Origin of the sequence: Pseudomonas sp. SJZ074, assembly GCF_007828215.1 — a bacterium.
Classification (GTDB): domain Bacteria; phylum Pseudomonadota; class Gammaproteobacteria; order Pseudomonadales; family Pseudomonadaceae; genus Aquipseudomonas.
In genome coordinates this window covers 1-12,395 of record NZ_VIUE01000006.1, presented here as the reverse complement: position 1 = coordinate 12,395, position 12,395 = coordinate 1, and the positions used below count along the sequence as shown (strand labels likewise).

Annotated in this window: 12 protein-coding genes; 8 read left to right on the top strand and 4 right to left on the bottom strand. The window is 61.3% G+C overall.

Annotation, left to right across the window (positions count from 1 at the left end; all coding sequences use genetic code 11):
- Positions 1-179: 179 nt before the first annotated feature.
- The 4 genes from speB to FBX99_RS09550 all read left to right on the top strand — a co-directional run bounded on the left by speB (position 180) and on the right by FBX99_RS09550 (position 4,670).
- Complete coding sequence (speB, locus tag FBX99_RS09565; RefSeq protein ID WP_024779101.1) at positions 180-1,130, top strand: agmatinase; 951 nt, start codon at positions 180-182, stop codon at positions 1,128-1,130.
- A 9-nt stretch (positions 1,131-1,139) separates the two neighbouring features.
- Positions 1,140-1,547 (top strand): nuclear transport factor 2 family protein, encoded by a 408-nt coding sequence (locus tag FBX99_RS09560; RefSeq protein WP_145131327.1) that lies wholly within the window; start codon positions 1,140-1,142, stop codon positions 1,545-1,547.
- Positions 1,548-1,597: 50 nt separating this feature from the next.
- Positions 1,598-3,145, top strand: coding sequence for a cytosine permease (locus tag FBX99_RS09555; RefSeq protein WP_256662516.1), 1,548 nt, complete (start codon positions 1,598-1,600; stop codon positions 3,143-3,145).
- A gap of 136 nt (positions 3,146-3,281) precedes the next feature.
- Positions 3,282-4,670: a sodium:solute symporter gene (locus FBX99_RS09550; RefSeq protein ID WP_144928353.1), complete on the top strand. Its 1,389-nt coding sequence runs from the start codon at positions 3,282-3,284 to the stop codon at positions 4,668-4,670.
- Positions 4,671-4,795: 125 nt separating this feature from the next.
- Here FBX99_RS09550 and FBX99_RS29145 read toward each other — a convergent pair whose 3' ends face one another.
- The gene (locus FBX99_RS29145) at positions 4,796-4,924 is read right to left on the bottom strand and encodes a PA1414 family protein (protein ID WP_256222727.1); all 129 of its coding nucleotides are present in this window, start codon (positions 4,922-4,924) and stop codon (positions 4,796-4,798) included.
- A gap of 139 nt (positions 4,925-5,063) precedes the next feature.
- Complete coding sequence (locus FBX99_RS09545; protein WP_145131325.1) at positions 5,064-5,957, bottom strand: LysR family transcriptional regulator; 894 nt, start codon at positions 5,955-5,957, stop codon at positions 5,064-5,066.
- A 102-nt stretch (positions 5,958-6,059) separates the two neighbouring features.
- On the opposite strand from FBX99_RS09545, the gene FBX99_RS09540 reads away from it, so the two are divergent.
- Positions 6,060-7,226, top strand: a complete 1,167-nt coding sequence (locus FBX99_RS09540) for an MFS transporter (protein ID WP_145131323.1) — start codon at positions 6,060-6,062, stop codon at positions 7,224-7,226.
- Here FBX99_RS09540 and FBX99_RS09535 read toward each other — a convergent pair whose 3' ends face one another.
- Both FBX99_RS09535 and FBX99_RS09530 read right to left on the bottom strand, forming a co-directional pair.
- Positions 7,227-8,681 carry an NCS1 family nucleobase:cation symporter-1 gene (locus FBX99_RS09535; protein ID WP_145131321.1) on the bottom strand — a complete coding sequence of 485 codons (1,455 nt, stop codon included), beginning with the start codon at positions 8,679-8,681 and terminating at the stop codon, positions 7,227-7,229.
- A gap of 329 nt (positions 8,682-9,010) precedes the next feature.
- Positions 9,011-9,847, bottom strand: coding sequence for a S1 RNA-binding domain-containing protein (locus tag FBX99_RS09530; RefSeq protein ID WP_144928361.1), 837 nt, complete (start codon positions 9,845-9,847; stop codon positions 9,011-9,013).
- Positions 9,848-10,184: 337 nt separating this feature from the next.
- Here FBX99_RS09530 and FBX99_RS09525 point away from each other — a divergent pair, with 337 nt between their 5' ends.
- The 3 genes from FBX99_RS09525 to FBX99_RS09515 all read left to right on the top strand — a co-directional run bounded on the left by FBX99_RS09525 (position 10,185) and on the right by FBX99_RS09515 (position 12,207).
- A complete protein-coding gene (locus FBX99_RS09525; RefSeq protein WP_016702300.1) occupies positions 10,185-10,373 on the top strand; it encodes a hypothetical protein in 189 nt (62 codons plus the stop codon).
- A 187-nt stretch (positions 10,374-10,560) separates the two neighbouring features.
- A complete protein-coding gene (locus FBX99_RS09520) occupies positions 10,561-11,277 on the top strand; it encodes a TorF family putative porin (protein WP_144928363.1) in 717 nt (238 codons plus the stop codon).
- A 63-nt stretch (positions 11,278-11,340) separates the two neighbouring features.
- Positions 11,341-12,207: a DUF6279 family lipoprotein gene (locus FBX99_RS09515; protein WP_144928365.1), complete on the top strand. Its 867-nt coding sequence runs from the start codon at positions 11,341-11,343 to the stop codon at positions 12,205-12,207.
- Positions 12,208-12,395 lie beyond the last annotated feature (188 nt).

The following is a 12,395-nucleotide window of genomic DNA, read 5'->3' as shown; positions in this document are numbered from 1 at the left end:
GAGGGGACCACTACTTCCCAATCCAAACAGGGGGACGGCGCTGACGCGAAGTCTATCGCCCCGCCCGCCATTAGTTTAGAAAAATCTGAACTAAGTATTTGCCCCCAACGATTCTTCTTGCCCACCGCTTTTCGCAGAATCGGCCCCTGATAACTAAAACAAACGATGAGGCCTTACCCGTGGACAAGATTCTTCACCAACCACTGGGCGGCAACGAAATGCCGCGCTTCGGCGGCATCGCCACCATGATGCGACTTCCCCACGTGCCCACCGCCGCCGGCCTGGACGCTGCCTTCGTCGGCGTGCCGCTGGACATCGGCACCTCCCTTCGCGCCGGCACCCGTTTCGGGCCGCGGGAGATCCGCGCCGAATCCGTGATGATCCGCCCCTACAACATGGCCACCGGCGCCGCACCGTTCGACTCACTGTCGGTGGCCGACATCGGCGACGTGGCGATCAACACCTTCAACCTGCTGGACGCGGTGCGGATCATCGAAGAGTCGTACCACAAGATTCTCGAACACAACGTCATCCCCCTGACCCTGGGGGGCGATCACACCATCACCCTGCCGATCCTGCGGGCCATCCACAAGAAGCACGGCAAGGTCGGCCTGGTGCACATAGACGCCCACGCCGATGTGAACGATCACATGTTCGGCGAGAAAATCGCCCACGGCACCACCTTCCGCCGCGCCGTCGAAGAAGGCTTGCTCGATTGCGACCGCGTGGTGCAAATCGGCCTGCGGGCCCAGGGCTACACCGCCGATGACTTCAACTGGAGCCGCCGCCAGGGTTTTCGCGTGGTCCAGGCCGAAGAGTGCTGGCACCATTCCCTGGCACCGCTGATGGCCGAAGTCCGGGAGAAAGTCGGTGGCGGTCCGGTGTACCTGAGTTTCGATATCGACGGCATCGACCCGGCCTGGGCCCCTGGCACCGGCACTCCGGAAATCGGTGGCCTGACCACCATCCAGGCCATCGAAATCGTGCGCGGCTGCCAGGGCCTCGACCTGGTCGGTTGCGACCTGGTGGAAGTCTCGCCACCGTACGACACCACCGGCAACACCTCGCTGCTGGGCGCCAACCTGCTGTACGAGATGCTCTGCGTACTACCCGGCGTGGCCCATCGCTGAGGCGTCGTCATGAACGAACAGGATCAAGTACTCAAGGCCGCCGCAGAGTTGGTGTCGGCCTTCGCTCGCAACGACCGCGACGCCTACTTTGGCGCATTCGCCGCTGATGCGAGTTTCGTGTTCCACACCCTCGAACAGCCCCTGCTGTCTCGCGATGCCTACCAGGCGTTGTGGGACCGCTGGCGCTCCGAGGAGGGTTTCGAGGTGCTCTCGTGCACGTCGAGCAACGCCTTCGTCAGCCTGCAGGGGGGCGTGGCGGTTTTCATCCATGACGTGGCCACCGAGCTGCGCATGTCAGGGGAGCGACACTTTAGCCAGGAGCGCGAAACCATTGTGTTTCGCCAAGAACAACAAGGCCTGTGGCTGGCCTGTCACGAACATTTGTCCGCAATGCCGGAAGGGCTGCCATCCCCTTAGCAACAGGCGACATTCCACATCCGATGAATGCGCCTCGATGATCGGAGCAGATCATGCATAACAATAACGATAATAGCCTTACGCAAATCGAAACCAACGGCGTCGAACAGATTCCGGACCACGAACGAACCGCCGGCCCGGGCGACCTGTTCCGGCTGATCTTCGGCGGCGCCAATACCTTCGCCACCGCCGTGCTCGGCAGCTTCCCGGTACTGTTCGGCCTTTCCTTCCAGGCCGGCGTCTGGGCGATTGTGCTGGGGGTGCTGGTGGGATCGGTGATCCTCGCGCCAATGGGTCTGTTCGGCCCACTCAACGGCACCAACAACGCAGTGTCTTCCGGTGCGCACTTCGGCGTGCACGGGCGGATCGTCGGCTCGTTCCTGTCGCTGCTGACCGCCATCGCGTTCTTCTCGCTGTCGGTGTGGAGTTCCGGGGACGCGCTGATCGGTGGCGCCAAGCGTTTGATCGGCGTGCCGGAAACCGACCTGAGCCTGGGGCTGGCCTACGGCCTGTTCGCTCTGCTGGTGCTGACGGTATGCATCTACGGCTTCCGCTTCATGCTGTGGGTCAACCGCATCGCCGTGTGGGCCGCCAGCCTGCTGTTCCTGCTGGGTATCTTTGCCTTCGCACCGACCTTCGACAGCCAGTTCGCCGGCACCGTCGGCCTCGGCCAGCCGGGTTTCTGGGCAGCCTTCATCGGCGCGGCGCTGGTGGCCATGAGCAACCCGATTTCCTTCGGTGCGTTCCTCGGTGACTGGTCGCGCTACATCCCGCGCGATACTCCCAAGCGGCGCATCATGGCGGCGGTGATCGCCGCGCAACTGGCGACGCTGATTCCGTTCCTGTTCGGCCTCGCCACCGCCACCATCGTGGCGATCAAGGCACCGGACTACATCGCAGCGAATAACTACGTGGGCGGGCTGCTGGCCGTGTCGCCAACCTGGTTCTTCCTGCCGGTGTGCCTGATTGCGGTGATCGGCGGCATGTCCACCGGCACCACGTCGCTGTATGGCACCGGGTTGGACATGTCCAGCGTGTTTCCGCGGGTACTGTCGCGGGTCAAGGCGACGCTGTTGATCGGCGTGCTGTCGATTGCCTTCATCTTCATCGGGCGCTTCGCGGCGAACCTGGTGCAAAGCGTGTCGACCTTCGCCGTGCTGATCATCACCTGCACCACCCCATGGATGGTGATCATGATCATCGGCCTGCTGGTGCGGCGCGGCTTCTACTGCCCGGATGATCTGCAAGTCTTCACCCGCGGCGAAACCGGCGGCCGCTACTGGTTCAGCCACGGCTGGAACTGGCGTGGCCTGGGGGCCTGGATCCCCAGCGCACTGGTCGGGCTGTGCTTCGTCAACCTGCCGGGGCAGTTCGTCGGGCCATTGGGTGAGCTGGCCGGCGGCATCGACATCAGCCTGCCGGTGACTCTGGGCCTGGCTTCGGTGGTGTACCTGGTGTTGCTGGGGGTGTTCCCGGAACCGGCGGCGGTGTATGGGCCGGATGATCCGCGCAGTAACGATTCGGCACCCAGCGCTGGGCCAAGCACTGTGGCGAGGGGATTTATCCCCGCTGGAGCGCGAAGCGGTCCCAAAGCCTGATACCTCGGTGCACCAGACAGATTTGAGTCGACTGCTCGGGGGCCGCTGCGCACCCCAGCGGGGATAAATCCCCTCGCCACAAAAGCATCACTCATCCCGACCTTCTTATAAAAAATACAATCGGAGACACGCCATCATGGCCTTGGATTTAATCGTCGTTCTCATCTACGCCGCCGGCATGATCGCCCTCGGCTGGTACGGCATGCGCCGCGCCAAAACCCGTGACGACTACCTGGTCGCCGGGCGCAACCTGGGCCCGGGTTTCTACCTGGGCACCATGGCCGCCACGGTGTTGGGCGGCGCGTCCACCATCGGCACCGTGCGCCTGGGTTATGTCCATGGGATTTCCGGGTTCTGGCTGTGCGGCGCCATCGGCCTGGGCATCGTCGGCCTGAGCCTGTTCCTGGCCAAGCCGTTGCTCAAACTGAAGATCTATACCGTCACCCAGGTGCTGGAGCGCCGCTACAACCCGGCCGCACGCCACGCCAGTGCGCTGATCATGCTGGTTTATGCGCTGATGATCGGGGCCACGTCGACCATCGCCATCGGCACCGTCATGCAGGTGCTGTTCGGCCTGCCCTTCTGGGCCTCGATCCTGGTGGGCGGCGGCGTCGTGGTGCTGTACTCCACCATCGGCGGCATGTGGTCGCTGACCCTCACCGACATCGTGCAATTCCTGATCATGACCGTCGGCCTGGTGTTCCTGCTGATGCCAATGTCCATCGTCGACGCCGGCGGTTGGGATGCGATGGTGGCGAAACTGCCGGCCAGCTACTTCGATTTCACCGCGATCGGCTGGGACACCATCATCACTTACTTCCTGATCTACTTCTTCGGCATCTTCATCGGCCAGGATATCTGGCAGCGGGTGTTCACCGCTCGCAGCGAAGGCGTGGCCAAAATGGCCGGCACCGCCGCCGGCTTGTACTGCGTGCTGTACGGCCTGGCCGGAGCGCTGATCGGCATGGCGGCCAAGGTGTTGCTGCCGGACCTCGCCAACGTCAACAACGCCTTTGCCAGCGTGGTCCAGACCAGCCTGCCCAGCGGCATTCGTGGGCTGGTGGTCGCCGCGGCACTGGCTGCGTTAATGTCCACTGCGGCGGCGGGCTTGCTCGCGGCCTCGACCACCGTGGTCCAGGATCTGCTGCCCCGCTTGCGCCAAGGCAGTGAAGGCACCGGCGCCGACGCCCATGAAAACCGCATCGCCACCCTGTTGATGGGCGTGGTGGTGCTGGGCATCGCCCTGGTGGTCAGCGACGTGATCAGCGCCCTGACCCTGGCCTACAACTTGTTGGTGGGCGGCATGCTGATCCCGCTGATCGGCGCCATCTACTGGAAACGCGCCACCACCGCGGGGGCGATCACCAGTATGTCGCTGGGCTTTCTGACAGCGCTGTTCTTCATGCTCAAGGATGGCCTGGACGCCAACACGCCGATCTACTACAGCCTGGGCGTGGCGCTGGTGAGTTTTGTGGTGGTGAGTCTGTTGTCGCCACGCTCGAACGTGGTGGCGAAGATGGTCTGATAGTCGGTAAACGACTGTGGGAGCGAGCCTGCTCGCGATGGCGGCGTATCAGCGACTACATATGCTGCTGGTACAACGCATTCGCGAGCAGGCTCGCTCCCACAAAAAATCGACCTGACAGGTAATCAGCGGCGACGCGGCTGGCGGCGGCGTTGCTCGTCATCGGTGCGAATTGGAATCGGCTGCATGGGCGGTTCGATCAGGCCGAGCGCGACACCCAGGTCGTGAAGCCAGTTCTGGATTTTCTCTTTCATCGTGGTGCCCCCTCAGGGTCGTGCGAGCGGCAGATTTCTGTGGCCCCTTCGCGTTGATAATAGTCCGATGTGCTGCGCAATGCTCGTCTCTGTTTGCAATGATCTGTTACTGAATTGATCCAAATCCCGAGCCCGTAGGTCAAGCCGATTGGGCCGTCGCCACGGGCGTTCGCGGCCAGGCCTGTTGCTGCAACTCGATCCAGGCGTTCAGGTTGGCCCCGACCATGCCTTTGCGCCACATCAGCCAGGTCGTGGCGCTGGCAAACGGCTCGGCCAACGGGTGCACCGCCACCCGCTCGCGGCCCGGCATACTGGCCAGCATCGACTCGGACAACAACGCCACCCCGGACCCGGCAATCACGCACGCCAGCATCCCCTGGTAAGACTCGATCTCCATCGCCCGGCCCATGGTTGCGTGATCATGGGAAAACCAGGCCTCCAGGCGCATGCGGTACGAACAACCCCGGCGAAAAGTAAACACGGAGCGGCCCTGCACATCCAGCGCACTGCGCACCGGCGGATGATCGGCTTCGGTGATCACCACCAATCGCTCGTCGCACAACGGCACGCCGTCCAGCCCCGCCAGTTCCAGCGGGCCATCCACCAGCGCCGCATCGAGCCGCCCGGTGAGCAGGCCCTCAAGCAATTCGCCGCTGGGCCCGGACTGCACTTGCAGGTTCACCGCCGGATACGCCCGGTGATAACTGGCCAGCAGGTCCGGCAGATGTATCGCCGCCGTGCTGTACATGGTGCCCAACACAAACTCCCCGGCCGGTTGCCCGCCCTGCACGGCCGCATGGGCTTCGTCGTGCAAGGCAAAGAGCTTGGCCGCATAGTCCAACAGGACTTTTCCTGCTGGCGATAGCTGCAAACGCTGACGCTCCCGCAGGAAAAGATCCACACCCAGTTGCTCCTCAAGCTGCTTGAGCCGGGTCGACAGATTCGACGGTACCCGGTGCAGGCGCTCGGCGGCACGGGTGATGGACCCTTCCTCGGCCACGGCCTGGAAGATCCGCAACTGACTGAACTCCACGACATTCTCCAAAAAGGAACAAGTTACTCACTATTATTCATTTTTATTGAAAGTCAATCGGTTCTAGCCTGACGGTCATTCGCCTCAATGTGGAGAACGACCATGTCGCCCCTTGTTCGCTTGCTCGCCAGCTTCATCGCCTTGATGATGGCCATGGGCATCGGCCGCTTCGCCCTTACACCTCAGTTACCTCATCTCATCGGCGAAGGTCAGATCGACTTGACCGCCGCCGGTCTGATTGCAGCCGCCAACTACCTGGGTTATTTCCTCGGCGCGCTGGACGCGATGTTCGCCCAGCGCCCGGAACAAGTGCGTCGACGTTTGCTCGGCGGCCTGTGGCTATGCGTGCTACTGACCCTGGCATCGTTCTGGGCCTGGGGCTTCTGGCCGCACCTGGCGCTGCGCTTCGGCACGGGCGTGGCGAGTGCCTGGGTGCTGGTGATGATCACGGCCTTGAGCCAACCCCTGGCAGCCGCGGCGGGACGGCCACGACTGGGTGCGCTGGTATTTGCCGGACCGGGGCTGGGGATTTTTCTCACAGGCCTGCTGGCCTTGGGCTCGAACCTGTTGGGCCAGACGTCCGCCACGCTGTGGCTGGTGTATGCCGGAGTGGCCTTGACGATGCTGCTGGTGGTGCTGCCGATCCTGCCGCAACCCGCTGCTGCGGTAACCGTTGCGCCGCCGGCCGGCTCTTCGCCGAACCGTGGCATTGCCCGGCTCGGCGTGGTGTACGCCTTGTACGGCGTGGGCTACATCATCCCCGCGACGTTCCTGTCGCAGATGGCCTCGGCGCAATTCCACGGTCAATGGCAGGCCGACCTGTTCTGGCCCTGCTTCGGCCTGGCCGCCGCCCTCGGTGTGCTGCTGGTGAGCCTGCGTCGGCCGGCGCCGAACAGCACCGGCCGCTGGTTGATCGGCACGTTATGGTTGCAGGCCGCCGGGGTGTTCGCCTGCCTGCTGGGGAACGGGCCAGGGCTGGCACTGGGGGTCATCCTGTGTGGCACGCCGTTCCTGGCGTGCATGCAACTGGTGATGCTGCGCTCCCGGGAACTGGCGCCCCATGCCAACCAGCGCAACGCCGGGTTGCTGACCGCCTGCTTTGCCGTGGGCCAGCTCAGCGGGCCGCTACTGGCGGCGCTGAGCAGCCACTTCAGCGGTGGCCTGCAACCGGCACTGATCGTTGCCGGCTGCGGACTGGTGCTGGCCGGTGGGTTGCTGCTACCCCGCCGGAGCGCGATGGCCCCCTGCCCCCAAACTGCCTTGCGTTGATCAGGCCTGGCCGACAGAGCTGAACGATGGGCTCGGTTGCGCGACCGACTCACGCCGCGCCAGGGCAAAATACAATACTCCGCCAAGGAAGCAGCCGGTGAACCAGGCGAAGTTGGCCATCGGTTGCAACAGCGGTGTGAAGGTGATCGCCACGCCCATCAGCGTCGCCGGTGCCAACGCCTTGACCGCCGTCCAATTGATACCGCCGCTGTAGTAATAACGCCCGCTCGGGCTGTCATCGAACAGCGCATCGACGTCAATCCACTGCTTTTTGATCAGGTAGAAGTCAACCAGCAGAATGCCGAACAGTGGGCCGATGAAGGCTGCCAGCACATCCAGGGTGTAATGGATCACTTCAGGATTGTTGAACAGGTTCCAGGGCGTGATGAAAATCGACGCCAGCGCAGCGATCATGCCGCCGGCACGCCAACTGATCTTGCTGGGGGTGACGTTGGCGAAGTCGAAGGCCGGCGAGACGAAGTTGGCAACAATATTGATGCCGACGGTGGCCGTCACGAAGGCGAAGGCCCCCAGCAACACCGCCACATTGTTGTCGACGCGCGCCACGGTGGCGATCGGGTCATGGAGCATTTCGCCGAACACCGGCAAGGTCCCGGAAACAATCACCACGGTGACCAGCGAGAACGCCAGGAAATTCACCGGCAGCCCCCAGAAATTACCCCGGCGCACGTCAGACATGCTCCGGCAGTAGCGGCTGAAATCGCCAAAATTGAGGGTCGGCCCGGAAAAGTACGACACCACCAGGGCCGTCGCCACGATCACCTGACCAAACGCCTGCCAGCCGGACAGGGATTTTTCCGTCAGGGTAAAGCTGATGTTGTTCCAACCGGCCTTCCATACGATCCAGCCGGCCAGCAGAAACATCACGGCATAGACCACTGGCCCCGCCCAGTCGATGAAACGGCGGATCGACTCCATGCCCGCCCAGAACACCAGCGCCTGGACGAACCACAGGCTGAGGAAACCAAACCAACCCAGGTAAGACAAACCGGCGAAATGCGGCGTCGCGAAGACTTCCATTGAAGGAAAAAACCGCAACACCACGATGATCAGCGCACTGGAGGCCAGGTACGTCTGTATGCCGTACCACGCGACGGCAATCAAGCCGCGAATCACCGCCGGGATGTTCGCGCCGAACACTCCGAACGCCAGCCGACAGATCACCGGATACGGAACCGCCGCCTGCTGGCTCGGCCTGGCCACCAGATTAGCGATCACCTGCACGATGCAAATCCCGCCCAACAGCGCGATCAACACCTGCCAACTCGCCAGCCCCAACGCGAACAGGCTGGCGGCGAACACATAGCCACCGACGCTGTGCACATCGCTCATCCAGAACGCGAAAATGTTGTACCAATTCCATTTCTGCGGCAGCGGGCCCAAATCCTGGTTATAGAGGCGGGGGCTGTAGCCGTTGGGCAATTGCTCAGACATCGGGGAGGCTCCTTATGGATACCGCCGTGCCCCCGAGATGATCTGCTCACCATACTGCGCACGGGAGCCGGCATGGTTTGTATACGAAGCGATACGCAGAATGCGTGCCATAGCAGGAAAATGTGAGACAAACCACGGCGTGCCGCGGGATTTCATAGCGCGCAGGAAGGGACATACGCCCACGAACAGGGCGCGAATGCATGCTAAAGGTGCAGAATTTTGTATACAGCCAGATCAAAAGGTTAGACCCAGCACTTTGTGGCGAGGGGATTCATCCCCTCGCCACAAAAACATCCTTTCCGACACAAATGCTGTAGTCGACTGAAAGATCAGCTCAACTCAATACGATCCGCATGAATGACAATCTGCCCATTCTTGTACAGCGCACCAATGGCTTTCTTGAAGTTGCCCTTGCTCACGCCAAACAGGCTGCTGATCAGCGCCGGATCGCTCTTGTCGCTGACTGGCAGGGTGCCGTTGTTGTCGCGCAACTTGGCGAGGATCTTGGCATTCAGGCTGGTGGCGGCTTCCTGGCCCACCGGCTGCAGGCTCAGGCTGATCTTGCCGTCCGCACGGATTTCCTTGATGTAGCCTTTTTCCTGCTTGCCTGGGCGCAGAAACTTAAAGACTTCGTTCTTGTGGATAAGTCCCCAGTGGCGGTTATTGATGATCGCCTTGAAGCCCATGTCGGTGGCCTCGGCAACCAGCAGATCCACTTCCTGTCCCGGCGTGTAGTTGGCCGGCGTCTTGTCCAGGTAACGGTCCAGGCGTGCAGTGGCAGTGATCCGGCGGGTGTGCTTGTCGAGATAGACATGCACCACACAATAATCCCCGGCGGCCATCTGGCGTTTCTCTTCCGAGAACGGCAGCAACAGATCCTTGGGCAGGCCCCAGTCGAGGAACACACCGATGCTGTTGACTTCAACCACTTTCAGGCTGGCGAATTCACCGACCTGGACTTTGGGTTTTTCCGTGGTTGCGATCAGTTTGTCGTCGCTGTCCAGATAAATGAAAACATTGAGCCAGTCTTCATCTTCGCTGGGAATATCCTTGGGAATATAACGATTGGGCAAAAGAATTTCGCCGTCCGCACCACCGTCCAGATATAAACCGAAGTTCGTATGTTTAACCACTTGCAAACTGTTGTAGCGCCCGACTAAAGCCATTTCCGAATACCCTCGTTGCGTGGGCGGCATTCTACCCGGTTTTGCGGTGCGATTCGTGGACAGCGGAAAGCACCCGCCCCGACCTTGATTTTCCAGGGTTTTCATCTCTGGAGCGGCCATTCGTCAGGCAGACGATACCCATGCGACCGATTCGCACAGGCCAGTTGACGGTATATTTCCTTGACGGTTGTTATTTAAAACAGTGGCTTAGGACAATGACTGCGGTATAAATCCACCCATTAACCAGCCCTATCCAGATCAATCAGCGGGATATCAGCCAAGCAAGGGCCATGTATTTCCTGTACGATGCCTGGCCCAATTAATTATCGACAGGTTAATGGCCGCCATGCGTGTAAAAGCATCCAACAGCAAAGCAAAGCCAGCTCCAGCCGTTGAAACCAGCGAATCGATCAACGACCAGATCGCTGCGTTCCTCAAATCCGGCGGTGAAATCCAGCAAATCGCCAAAGGCGTCAGCGGCCAGACATTCGGCCCATCCAAGCAGATCAGCCTGGGCAAGAAGTAATCCCCGCATCACCTGGTCCCAAAGCGCTTTGAGCTTCGAAGCGCTTGGACTGGAACCTCCCCTGCCACATCCCACCTGTAAAAATCGACGAACGGCCTTCACCGCCAGGTATTCGTGGGTATGCTTGCACCTCTCTAGCTCAAGCGTTCCAGCTTATCCTGCTCCTCGCTAATTCACGGAGTGAAGCATGCGTATCCCCATTGCCTTGCTGACCATCAGCCTGCTGGCCTGCTCTCCTGTCCACGGACAGATCTTCCAGCGCGAACTCGGCGACTTCGACCTCAAGCTCGGCACCAGCCCCACCCGCAGCATGGCCCAAGGCCTCGTCACGCCTTCGAGCACCGGCTCATTTCACGGTGGCCTGGACCTGAGCCACGACAGCGGCTGGTACTTTGGACAATGGTCACCCAGCGCCGGCCTGACCTCCTCCGCCGACCTCGAAGTGGATTCCTACATGGGTTTCAAACACCCCTTCGACCAGACCCTGGGTTACGAAGTCGGCCTGATCCACTACAGCTACCCCACTGTCGACACCCTCGACAGCCAGGAACTCTATGGTGGCCTGACCGTGCTCGGCAGCCGTTTCGGCGCAGCCTTGAGCAACGACCCGGACAAACAGAACAGCACGCTGTTCGCCGACCTGGGCGGTAACGTGCCGTTCGGCATCGGCATCAGCGCCAAATACACCACCCACCAGCTCAATACGCCGGTTTCGGTCGAGAACGGCTATGTAGGCAGTTTCAGCGACTGGTCGTTGAAAATTTCCCGCCCGTGGCGCGGCATCGACCTGGACCTGATCTACAGCGACTCCAGCCTCAGCGGCAGCAGCTGTTCGGCCTACTCCGGCCACAACAGCGAATGCGACGGCCTGCTGACCCTGAAGATGGCCCATCCGTTTTACTAGGCTGAACTGCCGCGCGCCTGCCATGCTCAAACAAAACACCGATGGCTTCGCAAGGACTCGCTCATGTCGCGCTGGTTTACACGCACCGTCACGTTTATCGCCCTGCTGCTGTTACTCACGGCCTGCAGCCGCATCGGCCTGGCCTACCGCAACCTCGACCTGATCATCCCTTGGACCCTCAACGACTATCTGGAGATCAACGGCGAGCAAAAAGACTGGTTCAACGAACGCCTCAAGGAGCACCTGAGCTGGCACTGCACCACCCAACTACCCGGTTACCTCGATTGGCTGGACCGCTTGAAGACCATGGTCCAGACCGATCAGGTGACCGACGAAGCCCTGCAGCAGCGCACCCGGGAAGCCAAGGCCGCCATCGCCGAAACCGCTCGGGAAATCACCCCGTCAGCCATCGAATTGCTGCAAGGCCTGAACGACGAACAAGTCGCCGACATGGACGCCGCGTTCATCAAAGACCAGCGCAAGCGCCAGCAGGAATACCTCAAACCGTCGCTGCAACGGCAAATCCAGGAACGCAGCGAACGCATGGAAAAACGCCTGAACGACTGGCTCGGCCCCCTCAACATCGCCCAACGTCAGCGCGTGGTGGCCTGGTCCACCGCCTTGGGCGACCAGAACCAGCAGTGGATCGCCAACCGCGCCCACTGGCAAAACCAGTTCAGCGCCGCCGTGGCCCAGCGCCACGCCCCCGATTTTCCGAAACGCATCGAACAACTGCTGATCAACCGCGAAAGCCTCTGGACCCCGGCCTACCGCGAGGCCTACAACAACACCGAAGCCCAGGCCCGCAGCCTGCTGATCGACCTGATGGCCGACAGCACCCCGCCCCAGCGCGAACGACTGCTGAAGAAAATCGACGGGGTGAAGAAGGACTTTACTGATTTGAAATGCCTGAAAGCGGCCCGCTCTTAAGACCACCACAAGACTAATGTGGGAGCGGGCTTGCCCGCGAAAGCGGTGTAACAGCTAACGATATGTTGACTGACACTCCGCATTCGCGGGCAAGCTGAACTGGCCTAATGATTTTGGACACTTCAATCGGGCGCTATGATGGCGCCCAAATCTGAGGTGTTTGGATATGCGTAAATCTTATTCGAGTG